We start from the raw sequence: 16,301 nt of genomic DNA on the forward strand, positions 1-16,301 counted from the left end.
CGTCACCAGGCATTCAGATGATTGCGGCTCTGATTGTGCTCCCAATCTGTGCTCTGCTTCTGTTTTCAACGCCTGCATATGCTCAATCCACATCGCAACCTGTGCCTGAAAATGCCACTGCAAAGAGCTACGGTGACGGCTGGAAATGTAACGCCGGGTATAGGCTGAGTGGCGATGTCTGCGCCGTTGTCATAGTGCCAGCAAATGCGTATCCGACCAACCGCACCTATGGCTCTGGTTGGGAATGTCTTCATGGGTTTCGCAAGAAGGATGACACGGCCTGTGTTGCGGTGATTGTACCTGATGGCGGGTTTCTTGATCCATCAGGTGAGCGCTGGCATTGCTCTCGCGGTTTTCTCAAAATCGACGACACATGCCAAGAAATTGTCGTACCCGCAAACGCTTACCTGGCAGCTACTACCTATGGGCCAGCGTGGAAATGCAAACGGGGGTTCGAAGCATCGGACGACCTTTGCGTCGCTATTGAAGTCCCGGCCAACGCGTATCTGAATTCATCAGGATACGGTCGACCCTGGACATGCGAACGTGGGTACTTTGCACAAGATGGGTCGTGCGCGCCCGTTGTGATCCCTGAACATGCCTTCTTTGACGATGCAAGTTACGGAACGGGATGGAAGTGCGAGCGGGGATACGCTGCCTCAGGTGCGAGCTGTGACGTAATAGACCTTCCTGCGAATGCCCATCTCGACAGGTCCGGAAACCGGTGGGACTGCAACAAGAATTTCAAGTTATCTAAGGGACTTTGCATTCTCGATAACTGAGCGTGCGGCACGATATTCTCGACTTCATTACCCAATGGTGACGGCAGCGTTGCCTTCGGTGTCGACCACAAAAAGGAAACATCATGAAAACCGACTTTAGCGCGGCTAACACTATCCGTCGTCCCGTCAGCGGTGCACAAGCGCCGCCATTGACCAGCGATGAACCCATAAGATCAATCTCTACCACTAAGATCGTCTCGCCACCAACTGCGATTGTCTATTGCCAAGGTAACTTCGCCAACATTGATGGCAAAACTGCTAATGGCCTTGTTCGTCATTCAGAGGCCTACAGGATCCTGTCTGTCATCGATAGCAACCACGACGGCGAAGACAGCGGGCAGATTCTTGACGATGCAGTAAACCACATTCCGGTCTTTAGAAGTTTGGACGCTGCTGTCGCCCATGAAACCGTCATCCCAGATACCCTCATTTACGGAATGGCACCATCTACGGGGAGACTCTCATCGACAGATCGCGACGTTGTTCTCGATGCGATTTCACTTGGTATGAACATCGTCAGTGGATTGCATGAGTATTTGAGCGATGATCTCGAAATCGGGTCTTTTGCAGTCGAACGCAAAGTCACCATTCGAGATATTCGAAAACCTAAACCCAGCAAGGATATGCGCCTGTTCGACGGAAGTATTGCAGGAGTGAAGGCACTGCGCATAGCGGTTCTTGGAACCGATTGCGCCATTGGAAAACGGACAACAGCAACCGTATTGGCCCGCGCCTTGAACGCAAGGGGCATCAAGACTGTTCTTGTTGGTACGGGCCAGACGGGTTTGATGCAGGGCGCAAAATATGGAGTGGCAATGGATGCCGTGCCGCCGCAGTTCTGTTGCGGCGAGCTTGAAGGTGCGATTGTTGACGCTTCCGAGGCTGAACAACCCGATGTCATTTTGATTGAAGGTCAAGGAGCGTTGAGCCATCCGGCGTTCTGCACATCCGCCTTTATCCTGCGGGGCAGCCAGCCGGACGCCGTGATCCTTCAACACGCTCCAAAGCGCGCGCATCGCTGTGATTTTCCCAATATGCCAATGCCCAAGCCTGCAAGTGAGATTGCCCTCATCGAAGCGTTTGCTGACACAAAAGTCATCGGCGTCACGCTCAATCACGAGGGGATGTCTGAGGCCGAGATTACCGACACTATCGCCGCACAGTCACAAATGCTCGGGTTACCCGTAACGGATGTGCTCAGCCGGCCGGCATCGCATTTGCTTGCAATGGTTGTCGCCGCCTATCCTGGGTTGCATCAACCCACGCCTGTGGCTGCGATATGAGTACACCCCGCATTGAGGTGCATCTGAGCAAGATACGCCACAATGCAAAGACTGTGATCGGGCGCCTCAAGACACGCGGCATCAGCGTCACCGGTGTGACCAAAGCGGTGTGCGGGCATCCAACCATCGCTCGGGCCATGCTGGACGGTGGCGCTGTGGGACTTGCAGAAGCGCGTCTTAGCAACGTTCGGAAGTTACGCAATGCGGGCATGACATGCCCGATCACCTTGATCCGTACACCAATGCTGAGCCAGGTCGATCAGGTCGTCCAGTACTGTGAGGCAAGCTACAACACAGAAATCCTCGTGATTACCGCTCTAGCCGCCGCCGCGATCCGGAAGGACTGCATTCACGGCATTATCCTGATGGTTGAGATGGGCGATCTGCGCGAAGGGATCATGCCAAAGTACCTCGGCGCAATTGCGCAGCAAGTGGTGGATATGCCGGGTGTCGCGCTAAATGGCATCGGAGCGAACTTCGCATGCCTGAGTGGAATTGCCCCGAATGCAGCAGACATGGACGCCTTGTCTGTCTTGGCGAATGACACAGAGGGGCAGTGTGGCCCCTTCCTTCAGACGGTATCTGGCGGTAACTCGGCCAACCTTCCTTGGGCCTTCAGTGGGCACCCAGCTGGTCGCATCAACGATTTAAGGCTGGGGGAAGCAATACTTCTGGGCGTTGATCCGGTTTCCGGAGATCAGATAGGCGGGATGTATACGGATGCCTTTACGCTTGTCGCCGAGGTCATTGAAACAGGGTCCAAACCTTCATCTTACCCTCAGAGCATCTGCGACCCGGTATTCAAAAGACTTCACCTTGTTCCAAAAAGTAGACAGAGCACACAATTAGTTCTCGCCATTGGTCAGCAAGATACGGACGTTTTGGGGCTTTCTATGCCTCCCAGAAACAGACTCATCGGTGCAACAAGCGACCATCTTGTCATCGGCACACCCCATTCGACACAAAACGTAGGATCGGAAATGAGATTCCAAATGAACTATAGTGCGTTGATGAAAGCTATGTCCGCTCCTGACGTTCAGACAAAGCTGCTCCATCGCAGTCCTTTACGACACGCGCGTGTCCCTCAAGGACCAGGCAATCACCTGGCATCAATTTGAAATACTCAACTGACAAATGCGCCGTTGAAAACGGATAGGAGAGTAACCATTGGCAAAGCAGAAAAAAACAACTGCCTTCAATGCACACGTTCCCAAGGCGGAAACGCCGATGGACAAAACAACGCGGGTCGTTAGGGAAATGGTCAACGAAGAAGCAGAGCAAAGACAGATCAAGAACGCTCGGCTTCGCAAAACTCGGCTCGAAAGGGATGCGACGACTCCATCTGAAGCCTGTCCGCCGAAGCCCGCCAAAAAGCGGTGACAGGATCGTTGGACCTCCTCTCCGCGCGACTTGATTGAGCGAAACACAAACAAAGTGGCTAGCGAGCACTGTTTATCTCATGCATCAGTAGCGCCCGTACTCGTTTCAAGGATATTGCCATGACACTCTCAGATGAGAGCTCAGAAAAAGTTCACTACATCTGTCAAACATATGTGGAACGGAAGCCAGGACGCGGAGGGCAAGGAAGCTTGAAAATTGGCAAGCAATTTGAATACTCCACGGCAGCGGAAGCACAAAACAGAGCAGAAAGAGAAGCGCAATCCGACGATTGCGCTGGCGCCGATGCCTACATGGTCAGTGAAGATCCGAACAGTGGCGAAGTCGGGTCGCCAAGTTTCCTCATTAGGCTTGGCAACGTCCCGGAATTTGATGAGTTTTAGATATTTTGGACGTGGGTTTTGCAAAGAAACTGGGCCATGAATACCAGAAAAAACGGTCATTGGTGCAAGCGCAGCGAAAGCTACTTTTGTCCGCAATGTGTGAGTTCGAGCAGCGCCAAAATTTGCACTTGCAGCGAATGACCGGAATGTGGGCTGCGACCGCAGAATGCCAGCAGGGTGCCGAATGTCTCTTATGGGCCGTTCGTGAAGTGTCATATAGTCATACTGCACTCCTTGAGAGCGAGAACGACTTGCCAAGACCCATTCGACCCGCAAAAACTAGGTTGCGTAGGTGTCGACCTGGCAGCAGGGGCTGAGAAAATCCGACAGATGTAGGGCGCCGAGAGTTGGACACGTTGAACAGATTTGGGCATCTTAATGTGCCGCCGAACGGCCCTTTTCGCTTTATTGCGTTGGATGTCGAAACGGCGGGAAAGACTATTAGTAGCATCTGCCAGATCGGACTTTGTTTCGTCAGCGACGCTGGTTTTATGCAAACCTATTCTGTCCTGATTGACCCCGAGGGACCGTTTGAGGCTTTCAATACTGAGCTCCACGGGATTTCCGCCGAAACCGTGATTGGGGCTGGAACATTCCCAACGGTCTATGCGTCCTTGTTTGAAGTCCTGAACACGCACAACCTTGTGCAACACAGTACGTTTGATGAGAAGGCGATGACGGCTGCTTGCGCCCGGTATGGCCTGCCAATGATCACGTCGCATTGGACGAATAGCGTCACGATTGCCCGCCAAGCATGGCCTTCATTGAAGGGCGCCGGTGGGCACGGGCTGGTAAATCTTAAAAAACATCTCGGACTTGAGTTTCACCACCATGACGCTGGAGAGGACGCCCGTGCCTCGGCTTCTGTGATTCTAAAGGCGGAAGAGGTTTTAGGGGCGCCGCTGTCCTATCTCACGACCAACCGCCAGTTGACCTTCCCGTTCATAAATCGATCTGAGAGATAAGGGTTGGCGAAGCTGCGTTGCGACGAGTGAGGACATCGGCAAGGTCCGGATTACATAGGCTCAATCGTTAGATATTGCTCTTGCAACAGCGTTGGTACTGATCCCAATAAAGAGACTTCGCTACCGCGAACGAACGACGGCTCCCGTTTGAGGTCAACCAATTGATCCGTTTCTTGCGCTTTCAGCTCATGTAGCTCGACACCCGCAAGAACCGGGTCGCGCTTTACTCGCATCATTCCTTAGGTGATTGGCATGCAAATATTGAAAGGCATGACCATGGAACTAGAAAATAAAACCATCATCATTACCGGTGCGAGCAGCGGGATCGGCGCTGCTGCCGCACTTTTGTTTGCCTCGGAAGGGGCGAATGTTGTGTTGGGTGCCCGCCGGGAAGCTCAGCTGAACACACTTGTCGGGCAGATTACCCAGAGCAATGGGCGCGCTGTGTGTCTTGCGGGCGACGTGACGGACGAAACATACTCCAAGGATCTTGTTGATCTGGCGAAACGGCAATTTGGCGGCCTTGATGGCGCATTTAACAATGCGGGCATTATGGGTGAGATGGGTCCAGTTCACGAAATGGATTCACGCAACTGGCAGTCGGTTCTTGCAACAAACCTGACCAGTGCGTTCTTCGCGGCAAAAGCGCAGATTCCGGCAATGGAGGAACGCGGCGGCGGGTCTATTGTCTTCACTGGAACTTTTGTTGGTTTCAGCAATGGGGGCATGCCCGGCATGGGGGCCTATGCCGCATCAAAGGCTGGACTGATTGGGCTCGTACAGTCTTTGGCATCTGATCATGCGGCCAAGGGGGTCCGTATCAACACTATTTTGCCGGGTGGTACTAAAACCGACATGGCCGGCGATGATCCTGCGACGCACGATTTCATTGCCAGCTTACATCCCCTGAAACGCATGGCAGAGCCAAAGGAGATTGCCCAATCTGCTATGTTCTTGCTGTCAAACCGGGCAAGCTTCGTGACAGGTTCTCCGGTTGCCGTTGACGGCGGTATGGCAACTCGGCTGCTTTGAATATCTGCCGTTGGTTGCTGGGTAACTAACGGCGGTTGGGGAAGCTGCATCGCGGCGTGATGGAGCGTGATGATTTTCGGCTTTCGGCAGATCCATACTTCTCATCGACAGCAAGGCGACAGGGATGCCGCGCCGAATCTGAAGACCGCAAAGAGCCCAAATGGGTATTTAACGGTCGACTGCGATTTAGCGTAGCATCAGATAGGCACCGGCTAGAAGCAGGAAGGCTGCTGCAATCCGTGATGAATCGATGCTCCTGACAGAGGCATCAAATAAACCAAAATGATCAATAAGCAATCCCACTAGAAGCTGACCTACAACAACCAAAGCAATCGCTGACGTGGCTCCCAGTTTTGGAACAGTTTGACTTAGCGTCAGATACAGAACCACGCCGAATAGACCACTGCCCAACATATACCAAGGTAAGTGCTTCCATTCGCTAATGTTTTCTCCGCCGCGGGCGATCAACAATGCAAGTGACGCGACAGCCCCACCGAAGTGAACGATGAAACTTCCAGCAGCCCCGCCTATACGATTGCCCATGGAGCCAGCGATTTGAGCTTGCGCACCAACAGCGAAGCCACCTGCGAGACCTAATCCTACAATCAGTAGAGTTTCGAACATGAGCACCTCAATTTTTGGAGTTGGGGCGAACGTACTCACCTTCGCCAATATGCGCGAGTGTAAATCCCGACGGCGGCTTTGTCCGGAGGCTGTGTGAAAACTCTGGCCGTCCCGCGGAATAGGCCAAAAACACCCTTTATGTGCGTCTCTCGCGCTTCTGAAAGAGCTTTTGCACAGGTGTTGAAAACGAGCGCGACGAGAGAGATCATGGTCCGGAGTTTTTACACACCCTCTCAGCGGTCCCGACCTCCAAACTGATCGCGATATTGCGGGTGCAGCTAAAGTCCGGACTGCGGGCTGCGACCGCAGCATCTGAAGACCGTGCTCAAGGTCAGCTCCGGGCCGCCAGCGAGATCCGACTGAAGTGGGGCAGGGGAAATTCTGCTCTGCCTCCGAGGTTGGAAGTGAGCCCAAAAAGTAAGTTTGTTGCGACACCGTCAATGTTTGTCCTTGGCTTCAGTATCCGATGCAAAAGAGCCATTCACAGACCACTAGGACGCGTTTTCCGGAACTCCCAATGCTCGCAAATCGTCTAACCAGCGGTTGTGGAACTGTTTGTCGGTGAACGGAGCTGATTTCGCTTCTTCAATATCGTATTCGGGATTATCAGCTAGAAACTCGCCCATCATGGTGCGGGCTTCGTCATCCCGTCCCAACCGCAACAAGATCGGAGCAAGGGTACGTCTGAGGCGATCCGGAACCCCGTTCATCTTCTCGATTGAAGCCAGCGCGCCTTCGTAGTCCTCTGCAAAGTATTGGGCCCAACCCAAATTCCACAGATACCAGTCTGGATGATGTGGGTTGAGGCGTATTGCAGCCTTCATCCGGTCAACGGCTTCAGCTGCCTTTCCACTGTAAATCAGAGGATCAATGGAATCTGCCAGTACCTGAGCGGAGTTCGGGTTTAACGATATCGCCTTCTCGTAAAGTGATGCGGCCTTCTCAAGATCGCCACTTTGCACTGTAACACTTGCCAAAACCTGATGCGCTTTGAAATTGAATGGCTCCAGTTTTATCGCCTTTCTGGCCATTTCAAATGCGAGAGCCAAAGATTCTTCGCGAGAAGTAATTTCAGTCCACCCCCAGCGGTAGCCGAAGTTATGGGCCCATGCGAGTTCGATGTATGCGCTGGCAAAATTAGGGTCGAGCTCGATTGCCTTCTCGCTCAGCTCCATCGCAAGAATGTTACCTTCTTTCGTGAATGTGAACGCCTGTTCCTGCGCACGCTTAAAAAGCTCGTATGCATTCAAGTTGTCTGTGGGTTGGTGTTCTAACCGGTCATACTCAGCCAGATCTATGTTTTCGTTAAGGGTCAGAGCGATCGTTCGCGTGACTTCGTCCTGGACAGCAAATATATCCTCAAGGCTGCGGTCGTAGTTTTCTGCCCAAAGATGCTTGCCATTTGTTGCGTCTATCAATTGCGCTGTGACCCGCAACTTGTCCCCTAAAATTTGGACACTGCCTTCGACAACGTAGCGAACGCCTAGTTCTTCGGCCACTTGTTGGACCTTTACCGGTTGGTCCTTGTAGGTAAACGTCGAATTGCGTGAGATTACGAAAAAGTCGACAAACCGAGAGAGCGCGGTGATGATGTTTTCGCTGAAGCTGTCGCTGAGGTAATCATGTTCCGGGTCGCTGTTCAAATTGTCAAACGCCAGTACGGCAATAGACGGTTTGCCGGTTGGTGAGACAGTAGAGAGATCCGGCGATTGGTTCGAAGTGTTCCAAGTTTGCCAAAAGACCATCCCCCCGATCACGACTGCAGCCGCGACCACAACAGCGACCAACCATGAGCAACGTGCTGGTTCTACGGGTCGGGTAATAGTGGTAACGAGAGCCGTTGCTTTGTCATCAAGCAACAGGCTGAAAACACGTATAGGTTCTGCGATGTTCTTGACCTCGCGCAGTCCAAGGTCTTCGATGTTGAGGTCGAGTTTGTCCTTTACCTGGTCAAATACACTGGTCGTCAAAAAGATACCATCGGGCACAGCCAAACCTTCTAGCCGCGAAGCGACATTTACACCGTCCCCGTAGATGTCATCATCCTCCACGACGATATCGCCAACGTTGATCCCGATACGGTAGTGTATCTGGTTCTTTTCCAGGACGTCCTTGTTTTTCAACCCGATGAAATGTTGAAACTCTATCGCGCATTGTACCGCTTCAACGGCGCTGGCAAATTCGATCAATAAACCATCGCCCATCAATTTGACGATGCGCCCTTTGCGGGCTGAAACGATAGGTTCTATCAGATCTTCGCGATGTGCCTTAATGGACTCCAGCGTGCCTGTTTCATCTTCTCGGATGAGGCGGCTATATCCCACTACGTCTGCAGCAACTATCGCCGTGAGGCGTCGTTCCAATGCCAAACCTCCCTAGCTCAAACAACAAGTTAGCCAAAAAGGCGAATCTAATCCAGATTCGAGATGACTGGTTGCATCTCACCAGAGAAAGCCGTCACGGCTGATTTGGTCGGAAACGACTGGTTTGTGGATGTGTCGCAAACTCTGGGGTCTAGTTGACGAGTATGCCTGATCTAAGGTTTGTACGCGTCGAATTGTTTTCGAACAGGTTATTTGAGCATGATCTCATTGAAGGGCTGTCATTTTCCCAAGGATGCAGTTTTTTACGCTGTTTACTTCTATCTGCGGTACACGGTGTCTTATCGTGACTTGGAAGAGATCATGGCTGAGCGCGGTGTGCGAGTTGACCATGCCACATTGAATAGGTGGGTTGTGAAATACTCGCCGATCGTCGCAGCTCGTGCGCAATCAAAGAAGCGTCCAACGCTGAGTTCATGGCGCATGGACGAGACCTACATTCGTGTTCGCGGCAAATGGATGTACCTCTACCGGGCCGTCGACAAGGCCGGAAATACCCTTGATTTCATGCTGTCCGAACGCAGGAACCGTCCAGCAGCCGCCATGTTCTTCGCCAAAGCGCTGTCTTCAAATGGAATCCCGAGCAAGATCGTCATCGACAAAAGTGGCGCCAACGCGGCGGGCATTCGAGAAGTGAACAAAATCCTTAATCGGTTTGGCTGCCCAGCCAAAATCCAAACGGTCAGGTCCAAGTATCTGAATAACCTGATCGAACAGGATCATCGATTTATCAAGCGTCGCGTACGGCACATGTGTGGGTTCAAATCGTTCAGATCCGCATCAGCTACTTTGGACGGCATCGAGGTCGCCAACATGATCCGAAAACAGCAATTCCCCAGCACTACGACATCTGGCTTCCGGCTATTTGCAGAGATCGTAGGATAAGTTTGTCTGATAAGTCGCTGTCGCTGGCCGCTCCAAAAATTTGCGACACATCCGGATTTTCTCTTAGATCAGGCCGCCAACTGGCCCAAAACTTCTGGCGACGGAAATTGCCTCAGGCGAACCACTTTCAACCAGGCTAAGCCAATAACGTAGCTAAGCTAAGGTAAATAAAATGGTGCGGCTCTTTCAGTCGCTCCACTTCCGGTTCTATCTTCATTACCGAGTGTTGGCTTGCTTTGCTTTGAGTGTTTTGAAGAAGCGTCAGAAGAACTGCATTCAACGGTTCGATTGGATGGCTTCTCTGCAAAGAATTTTTTTGACTGGAACCGCTTTTGACCAAGGTTTTTTTGAAAGCCAAACAATCCTAGAACAAACTGGTGCGTACGAACGAATTTACTAGCGTTTGGGTCCTCTTTTGCGTCTTCTGTTTCGATTTTTTTCATTGAGACTGGCTCCTGTGTCAGACCGCCTTCCCGATGGTAACACCGTTTCGTTGCTCTGGTGCTTAAAAAAGTGCTCCTTTTGACGACTCGTTAGTCAGCGATTTCGTTGACCAACCGTGTCTCCAGCAACTGTCCATTCCTGTACAAGACGGGGTAGGCAATGGAGGCGATGTGACTGTTAAATTCCCGGAATGCCCGCAATGTTTCGAGATGAATATCGCTGGTCTCGAGGCTTTCTGTTGTCCCGTGCTGCAAGCGGCGGAGGTGCCGTTTGCGGCTGTCCCGCTCCACGCGTTTAATCTCGGTTTTTTCAAGGCTGAGAAGCCGTGCGCTTTCCAGATCGTCAGAAATCAGCACATTTGATGCCAGCTTCATGTTGGCCAGAATACCCTCGTGCATCTGAACAAGTTCCGACCAGCCTTCCTGCGAAAATGTGGATCCCTTGGCGCGCATTTCACCTGCCAAAACGGCCAGGCGCTTTGCGACAACATCGCCCGCCGTTTCAAGCCGGATCGCAAACTCCATAAGGTCACGTGCGGTCTTTGCATCCTGTTTTTCATATCGTTCTGGGGGTATAGCGGCAACAAAAGCGCGTATGCCCGACAGGCAGCGGTTTACATCCTCGTCAATGGCCTGAACCGCACGAATCTGATCCTTGTTGCCGCTGCGGTACAGTTCCAGGGAAGGACGGAACATGGTCTCAATAAGGTCGCTCATCCTCAGCAGCTCACGCTTGAGGCTCGGCAGGGCCTGGCTGGGGTTGGAAACGTTTTCCAAGTCCAGTGCGCTGACTGGTCGCGCAGGCTGCGAGTTCTGTTCTTTCTTCTGATCCGGCAGTAGACCTTCGAACATTCCCTGCAGCCGCCCGCAAAATGGAAGGGCCAGAACCAGCAGTGACAGGTTGAACGCAAGATGCACATTGACCAGCATCTGGCCCCCTTGCGGGTCCCCCAATAGTCCGGTTCGCAAAGCGAGGTTTGCTGCAAACAAGGTCGCCAAAGCCCAACTGCCCCGCAGCGCTAGATTGGCATATGGTATGCGCCGGGCAGTAACGGGCATCCCACGCGTCAGCCAGACCGGAATGAAGGCCGAGCCAAAATTCGCCCCAAAGACCAATGACATACCGGCGGCAAACGGGATTGCACCAATCTGTACAAGCGTCACGCACATAAGGATGGCCGCGACCGACGAATGCATGACAAAGGCCAGCGCACCGCCGACAAGGAAGGCGGTAATATAGTCGCGGGCCAGGTAGTCGGCTACGGCGGGCAAAAATGCGCTGTCGCGGATGGGGTCCATCGCCTCGCGCAGGAACCTGAGCGAGATCAGGATAAAGGCCACGCCCATCAGGATGCGCCCAAGCTGGCGGGCTTTCTTGGCTTCGGTTTTTACGAACAGATAGCCGCCAATTGCCAGTAGCAGCGGCACAAGCCAGTCCATCCGGAAGGACAGGATTTGAATGATCAACGCCGAGCCCAGATCGCCACCCAGCACAATCGCCAGCCCGGCCGGAAAATTGAGCATCCCGCTGGCCGCAAAGCCCGAAGTCAACAGTGCCACCGCGGCTGAGCTTTGCAACACAATCGCCATCATCACGCCCACCAGTGAAGCATGCATATAATTACGCTGCTGCGTCATCACTCGCTGGAACGACGCGCCATAGCTGCGTTCTATCCCGGTACGAACCATGCGGACTGCGTACAGCAGCAGCATGGTTGCCCCGGCCAGACTGATCAGGAAGGTGACAATTGCCATACTTCACTCCAATTTCAAACTTGGCTCAGTTCACCGCGGTTTTCGTGCGATTGCCCAAAAAATCAACCTTCTTCGACCACGACACCGCCGGCGCGTGTTCCAGTTGAATTTACAGCACTCCTTTCGGCAATGCTCCGGTCCGTGAGGGCGGAGCATTGCCCCATTGTCCGACATTGCGTGGCGGATGCGGCTCGGCTGATCAAATCTCGTCCTCGATTGCAGCAACCACGATGTCGATGGCCTGGTCCAACTCCACTTGGGAAATTGTCAGCGGCGGCGACAGGGTCAACACGCATCCCTGGCTGATCTTGTAGCTCAGCCCCGCTTCGAGACAGGCATAATAGATCCGTTCCGCGCGTGCATTTCCAGGGGTCTTGGTAACGCGGTCCTCGACAATCTCGATCCCGAACATGAGGCCACGGCCTCGGATGTCGCCGATGATGGGAACATTCTGGAGCGCATCCATCAGGCGGCCCATCGCGTGTTCGCCCAATTTCGACGCACGCTCGACCAATCCCTCATCTTCGATAATCTGCAGCGTGGTTAATGCGGCGCGAGCGGTGACAGGGTTCTTTTCGTGTGTGTAATGCCCGATAGCAAAATCGCCGCAAACATCCAAATTTTTGCGGGCGATGCAGGCGGCGATGGGAAGGATACCTCCGCCCAGTGATTTGCCGATGGTGACAATATCGGGGACGATCTCGTCATGTTGGAACGAGAACATTTGTCCGGTCTTGCCCAAGCCGGTCGGAATCTCGTCCAAGATCAGCAATGCACCATGGCGGTCGCAGATTTCGCGCACCCGCTTCCAGAAACCAGGCGGCGGCACGATGGGCACAGCACGCATCGCCTCGGCCACCACGGCACAGATGTCGCCTTCGCGCTCTAGTACATAGTCGATCATGTTGGCACAGGCTTCCGCGCTGGCCTCAAGCGTTGTATGCCCATATGGGCAACGGGTGGGGTGGAATGGGGCCACATGCTCGGTTCCCGGCAACAATGGACCAGCAATATGGCTGCGGAACGTGGCCTCGCCGCCAACGCTTGCTGCGCCAAAACCGGCACCATGGAAGGCGTCCCAGAAGCTGAGCGTCTTGAAGCGGCCCGTTGCGGCGCGGGCGATCTTGAGCGCGACTTCATTGGCGTCCGAGCCGCCGGTGGTGAACAGTGCCTTGCCTAGATCACCCGGGGTAATCGCCACCAGCTTTTCGGCCAGTTCCACCGCCGGGTCATTGGTGAAACGGCGCGGGGCAAAGGGCAGGTCGTCCAGTTGATCCTTGATCGCCTGCACTAACCGAGGATGGCCATAGCCGATGTGATGCACCGAGTTGCCATGGAAATCCATGTAGCGGCGGCCATCCATGTCTTCGATCCAGATCCCTTCTGCTTTGGCAATCGTGCTAACGCAGGGGCTGGACAAGGATTGATGCAGGAACACATCCGCGTCGCGTTTTAGCAGTGGCGACGATTTGGGTCCGATAGACTTCTTCAGCCAAGTACTGCGGGCTTCCGAAGTATTCGATTCCCCTTCGGTATGGACAATCTGTGGCATATCCGTTCCTCGCTGTCGCTTCGTAAAAGATGCGGACCCTGAAAGGTCCGCCAGTAGGGGGAGGAATTTTGAAGCCCCGCCCGCTAACGGGAAGGGCAGGAATGTCAGCCGGGCCAGGGCAGGGAATATGTTTTGACGTTTGTGAAGAACTTCATCGCTTCGATGACACCTTCCTTAACGCCGTTGCCGCTGTCCTTGATGCCGCCAAAGGGCGACATTTCGATCCGGTAACCCGGTTGTTCCCAAATGTTGCAGGTGCCCACATCCAACCCGTTGATATAGGAAATTGCGCGATTCAGATCGTTTGTACACACACCCGAGGACAGGCCAAATTCCGTCGAGTTCGAAATGGCCATCACCTCTTCATCATTGTCGGGAACACGCACGATGGGGACGATCGGGCCAAAGGTTTCTTCCATTACCAGTTCGCTGCTATGCGGTACTTTGTCGATCACGATGGGTGGCAGCAGCGCGCCCTGACGACCAGGGTGATAGAGGATTTCCGCGCCCTCCTTCTCAGCCTGATAGACGCGGTTTTCAAAGACTTCCGCCGCCTTGTCGTGGATCACGCAGCCAAGTTCGGTTTCAGGATCCCGCGGATCGCCAAACTTGATCTTCTTGGCTTTTTCCAAAACCAGCGGCACGAACTTGTCCGCGACACTTTCCTGAACCAGTATCCGCTTGACCGCCGTACAGCGTTGGCCGGAGTTGCCGGTCGCGCCCGAAACCGCAATTGTTGCCGCCTTGTCCAGATCAGCGTCGCTGAGGTCATTGAGAATAATTAGGGGGTCGTTACCGCCGAGTTCCAGCGCCTGGCGTTTGTAAACTCCCTTTTCGGCAATCATCTTGCCGACCGGCACACCGCCGGTGAAGGTGATGATGTCAATATGCTCGTTGGTGATCATTTCATCGCCGATGTCGCCAGGCCAGCCGGTGACAACCTGGAACATCTCGGGCGGCAATCCCGCTTCATAAAGAATGTCGGCTAAGGTCAGCGCCGTCAGCGGAGTGAGTTCTGTCGGTTTGCAGACCATGCAGTTGTTAGTCGCAATAGATGGAGCAATTTTGTGGCTGACCATGTTCAGTGGGTGGTTGAACGGGGTAATCGCACTAATCGCCTTCACCGGCTCTCGCGTCGTGAAAATTTTGCGTGCCTTGCCGTTATGGGTCAGATCGCAAGAAAAAATCTCACCATCATCCTTCAGCGCCTCGGCGGCGGCGAACTGGTAAACATCCTGCGCGCGTTTAGTTTCGTAGATTGCATGCTGGTGGCAAATGCCCAGTTCCAGCGTCAGCCATTTGGCAAGGTAATCACGCTTTTCCCCGATCAGCTCACCCGCGCGCTGCAGGATCTGGCTGCGTTCATACCGGGTGAGTTTCGGCTTGTAGTTCGCCGCAATCTCGAAGGCCTTGCGTGCATGTTCAGCAGTTCCGGCCGGGACATGACCCACCACCTCGTTGGTATAGGGGTAGAGCACCGGAACGGTTTCGTCGGTAAAGACAATTTCACCTCCGATCCGCATCCCTTCGTTTCGTATTTCGGTATTCGACATGGTTTGATCTTTCATGATTTACTGTGCCGCTGCTGTAGTTGCATAGAAAAAGGCATCGAAGTTGCGCAACACCGGCTGGTTCGGCAAATCGATGACGCGGTTTACGATGAAGGGCACCTCTTGCTCGGTCAAACCGCCATGGCTGCGCAGTGGCTCTTTCAGGGCCGCCAGATCATGACGATGCTCGGATGTGCCGATGCAGATGTTTTCGCCGGAGACCATCACGATGTCGCCAATCCGGTCGCCAGGCAGTTCGAATTGCTCGATGGCTTCGGCCTTGGTCAGAACATGGGTAATCCCCTCGGTCGCTCTGAGTTTGGCGATGATATCGTCCTGATCCGAACCTTCGGGCAGATAGGCAGTGGCGAACGAGCCCAACGCGCCGTGATGCACCACGTATGGGTCGGTAATCGGCAGGATGACCCGCGCTGCGTCCTTACCAAGCCATTCGTCCATCAGATCCTGTGCGTAGACAACGGCGGGGGACCCATCAGCCAGATGCTTGGGCTTCATGCCATGATCGGCGGTCACAACGATGGCGGCTCCCAGCTCGTCAAGCTCGCCCAGATAGCGGTCAAACATGGCATAGAAATCAAGTGCACCCTGCTGTTCGGGGGCGAACTTGTGCTGAATATAGTCGGTGGTCGACAGATACATCACGTCGGGTTTGAACTCTTTCAGCAGCTTGACGCCGGCGGCGAATACAAACTCGGACAGTTCGGCCGAATAGACCTCAGGGACGTCCATGCCCAGCCATTTGCTTGCATTGTCGATGCCGTGCTCGGCCATAGTCGTCTCGCCCGAGCGTTCCGAAGAAAAGGCAACGGCGCGTCCTTCGTCAAATTTCAACCCGGCACCGAGCAAGGCGCGCAGCTTGTCCTTGGCGGTAACCATGGCAACGCGGAATCCAGCATCGTAGAACTGCGAGAAAATGGTCGGCGCGCGCAAGAAGCGCACGTCGTTCATCATGACCTCTTCACCGCTGTCAGGGTCGATCAAATAGTTGCCGCAGATACCGTGCACGATAGGCGGCCGGCCGGTGGCGATCGACAGATTGTTGGGATTGGTGAAGGAGGGGATCACGGAATGTGCCAGCCGATCAGTGCCTTCTTCTCGCATCCGCTTAAGGTTGGGCATCAGGCCCTTTGCAATTGCAACTTCCAGATATTCCGGCTCGCATCCATCCAGGCAGATGGCGATTGCGGGCACTTTTGGCGTCGGATAGACGCGCTCGTTTGCTTCAACAGGTGTTTGGATAGTCATCT

The 16,301-nt window shown here is 53.9% G+C and carries 14 protein-coding genes; 7 read left to right on the top strand and 7 right to left on the bottom strand.

What is annotated here, in order from left to right:
- Positions 1–865 precede the first annotated feature (865 nt).
- The 6 genes from AC2FGC_RS21400 (at position 866) to AC2FGC_RS21425 (ending at position 5,843) form a co-directional block, all read left to right on the top strand.
- Positions 866–2,065: an N-acetyltransferase DgcN family protein gene (locus AC2FGC_RS21400; RefSeq protein ID WP_496770088.1), complete on the top strand. Its 1,200-nt coding sequence runs from the start codon at positions 866–868 to the stop codon at positions 2,063–2,065.
- Positions 2,062–3,183, top strand: coding sequence for an alanine/ornithine racemase family PLP-dependent enzyme (locus AC2FGC_RS21405; protein ID WP_496770086.1), 1,122 nt, complete (start codon positions 2,062–2,064; stop codon positions 3,181–3,183). Before AC2FGC_RS21400 ends, AC2FGC_RS21405 begins: the two co-directional genes overlap by 4 nt.
- 49 nt (positions 3,184–3,232) lie before the next feature.
- Positions 3,233–3,445 (top strand): hypothetical protein, encoded by a 213-nt coding sequence (locus AC2FGC_RS21410; RefSeq protein WP_496770083.1) that lies wholly within the window; start codon positions 3,233–3,235, stop codon positions 3,443–3,445.
- Positions 3,446–3,564: 119 nt separating this feature from the next.
- Complete coding sequence (locus AC2FGC_RS21415) at positions 3,565–3,846, top strand: hypothetical protein (protein ID WP_282154323.1); 282 nt, start codon at positions 3,565–3,567, stop codon at positions 3,844–3,846.
- A 356-nt stretch (positions 3,847–4,202) separates the two neighbouring features.
- The gene (locus AC2FGC_RS21420; RefSeq protein WP_496783432.1) at positions 4,203–4,811 is read left to right on the top strand and encodes an exonuclease domain-containing protein; all 609 of its coding nucleotides are present in this window, start codon (positions 4,203–4,205) and stop codon (positions 4,809–4,811) included.
- 276 nt (positions 4,812–5,087) lie between these two features.
- Positions 5,088–5,843: an SDR family oxidoreductase gene (locus AC2FGC_RS21425; RefSeq protein ID WP_496783433.1), complete on the top strand. Its 756-nt coding sequence runs from the start codon at positions 5,088–5,090 to the stop codon at positions 5,841–5,843.
- A 186-nt stretch (positions 5,844–6,029) separates the two neighbouring features.
- On the opposite strand, the gene AC2FGC_RS21430 is transcribed toward AC2FGC_RS21425, so the two are convergent.
- The gene (locus tag AC2FGC_RS21430) at positions 6,030–6,467 is read right to left on the bottom strand and encodes a DMT family transporter (protein ID WP_496783394.1); all 438 of its coding nucleotides are present in this window, start codon (positions 6,465–6,467) and stop codon (positions 6,030–6,032) included.
- A gap of 491 nt (positions 6,468–6,958) precedes the next feature.
- Positions 6,959–8,830 (bottom strand): adenylate/guanylate cyclase domain-containing protein, encoded by a 1,872-nt coding sequence (locus tag AC2FGC_RS21435; protein ID WP_496737760.1) that lies wholly within the window; start codon positions 8,828–8,830, stop codon positions 6,959–6,961.
- A 219-nt stretch (positions 8,831–9,049) separates the two neighbouring features.
- Between AC2FGC_RS21435 and AC2FGC_RS21440 the strand changes: the two genes are divergently transcribed.
- Positions 9,050–9,733: an IS6 family transposase gene (locus tag AC2FGC_RS21440; RefSeq protein ID WP_496783396.1), complete on the top strand. Its 684-nt coding sequence runs from the start codon at positions 9,050–9,052 to the stop codon at positions 9,731–9,733.
- Positions 9,734–9,891: 158 nt separating this feature from the next.
- Here the strand turns inward: AC2FGC_RS21440 and AC2FGC_RS21445 are convergent, their stop codons facing one another.
- The 5 genes from AC2FGC_RS21445 to phnA all read right to left on the bottom strand — a co-directional run bounded on the left by AC2FGC_RS21445 (position 9,892) and on the right by phnA (position 16,299).
- Entirely contained in the window at positions 9,892–10,176 is a 285-nt protein-coding gene (locus AC2FGC_RS21445; RefSeq protein WP_496737683.1) for a hypothetical protein, read from the bottom strand.
- Between the two features lie 90 nt (positions 10,177–10,266).
- A complete protein-coding gene (locus AC2FGC_RS21450; RefSeq protein ID WP_496783398.1) occupies positions 10,267–11,931 on the bottom strand; it encodes a Na/Pi cotransporter family protein in 1,665 nt (554 codons plus the stop codon).
- A gap of 199 nt (positions 11,932–12,130) precedes the next feature.
- Positions 12,131–13,483 (bottom strand): (R)-1-hydroxy-2-aminoethylphosphonate ammonia-lyase, encoded by a 1,353-nt coding sequence (gene pbfA / locus AC2FGC_RS21455; RefSeq protein WP_496737685.1) that lies wholly within the window; start codon positions 13,481–13,483, stop codon positions 12,131–12,133.
- Between the two features lie 104 nt (positions 13,484–13,587).
- Entirely contained in the window at positions 13,588–15,051 is a 1,464-nt protein-coding gene (gene phnY, locus AC2FGC_RS21460; protein ID WP_496783400.1) for a phosphonoacetaldehyde dehydrogenase, read from the bottom strand.
- Positions 15,052–15,054: 3 nt separating this feature from the next.
- Positions 15,055–16,299, bottom strand: coding sequence for a phosphonoacetate hydrolase (phnA, locus tag AC2FGC_RS21465; protein ID WP_176865297.1), 1,245 nt, complete (start codon positions 16,297–16,299; stop codon positions 15,055–15,057).
- Positions 16,300–16,301: the final 2 nt, after the last annotated feature.

It is taken from the genome of Ruegeria sp. CDSC054 (genome assembly GCF_059610645.1).

What these genes read in the sequence shown, in the direction of transcription:
- AC2FGC_RS21400 (WP_496770088.1), top strand. Translation starts at nt 866, where the DNA reads ATGAAAACCGACTTTAGCGCGGCTAACACTATCCGTCGTCCCGTCAGC.
- AC2FGC_RS21405 (WP_496770086.1), top strand. Translation starts at nt 2,062, where the DNA reads ATGAGTACACCCCGCATTGAGGTGCATCTGAGCAAGATACGCCACAAT.
- AC2FGC_RS21415 (WP_282154323.1), top strand. Translation starts at nt 3,565, where the DNA reads ATGACACTCTCAGATGAGAGCTCAGAAAAAGTTCACTACATCTGTCAA.
- AC2FGC_RS21425 (WP_496783433.1), top strand. Translation starts at nt 5,088, where the DNA reads ATGGAACTAGAAAATAAAACCATCATCATTACCGGTGCGAGCAGCGGG.
- AC2FGC_RS21430 (WP_496783394.1), bottom strand. Translation starts at nt 6,467, where the DNA reads ATGTTCGAAACTCTACTGATTGTAGGATTAGGTCTCGCAGGTGGCTTC.
- AC2FGC_RS21440 (WP_496783396.1), top strand. Translation starts at nt 9,050, where the DNA reads ATGATCTCATTGAAGGGCTGTCATTTTCCCAAGGATGCAGTTTTTTAC.
- AC2FGC_RS21445 (WP_496737683.1), bottom strand. Translation starts at nt 10,176, where the DNA reads ATGAAAAAAATCGAAACAGAAGACGCAAAAGAGGACCCAAACGCTAGT.
- AC2FGC_RS21450 (WP_496783398.1), bottom strand. Translation starts at nt 11,931, where the DNA reads ATGGCAATTGTCACCTTCCTGATCAGTCTGGCCGGGGCAACCATGCTG.
- pbfA (WP_496737685.1), bottom strand. Translation starts at nt 13,483, where the DNA reads ATGCCACAGATTGTCCATACCGAAGGGGAATCGAATACTTCGGAAGCC.
- phnY (WP_496783400.1), bottom strand. Translation starts at nt 15,051, where the DNA reads ATGAAAGATCAAACCATGTCGAATACCGAAATACGAAACGAAGGGATG.
- phnA (WP_176865297.1), bottom strand. Translation starts at nt 16,299, where the DNA reads ATGACTATCCAAACACCTGTTGAAGCAAACGAGCGCGTCTATCCGACG.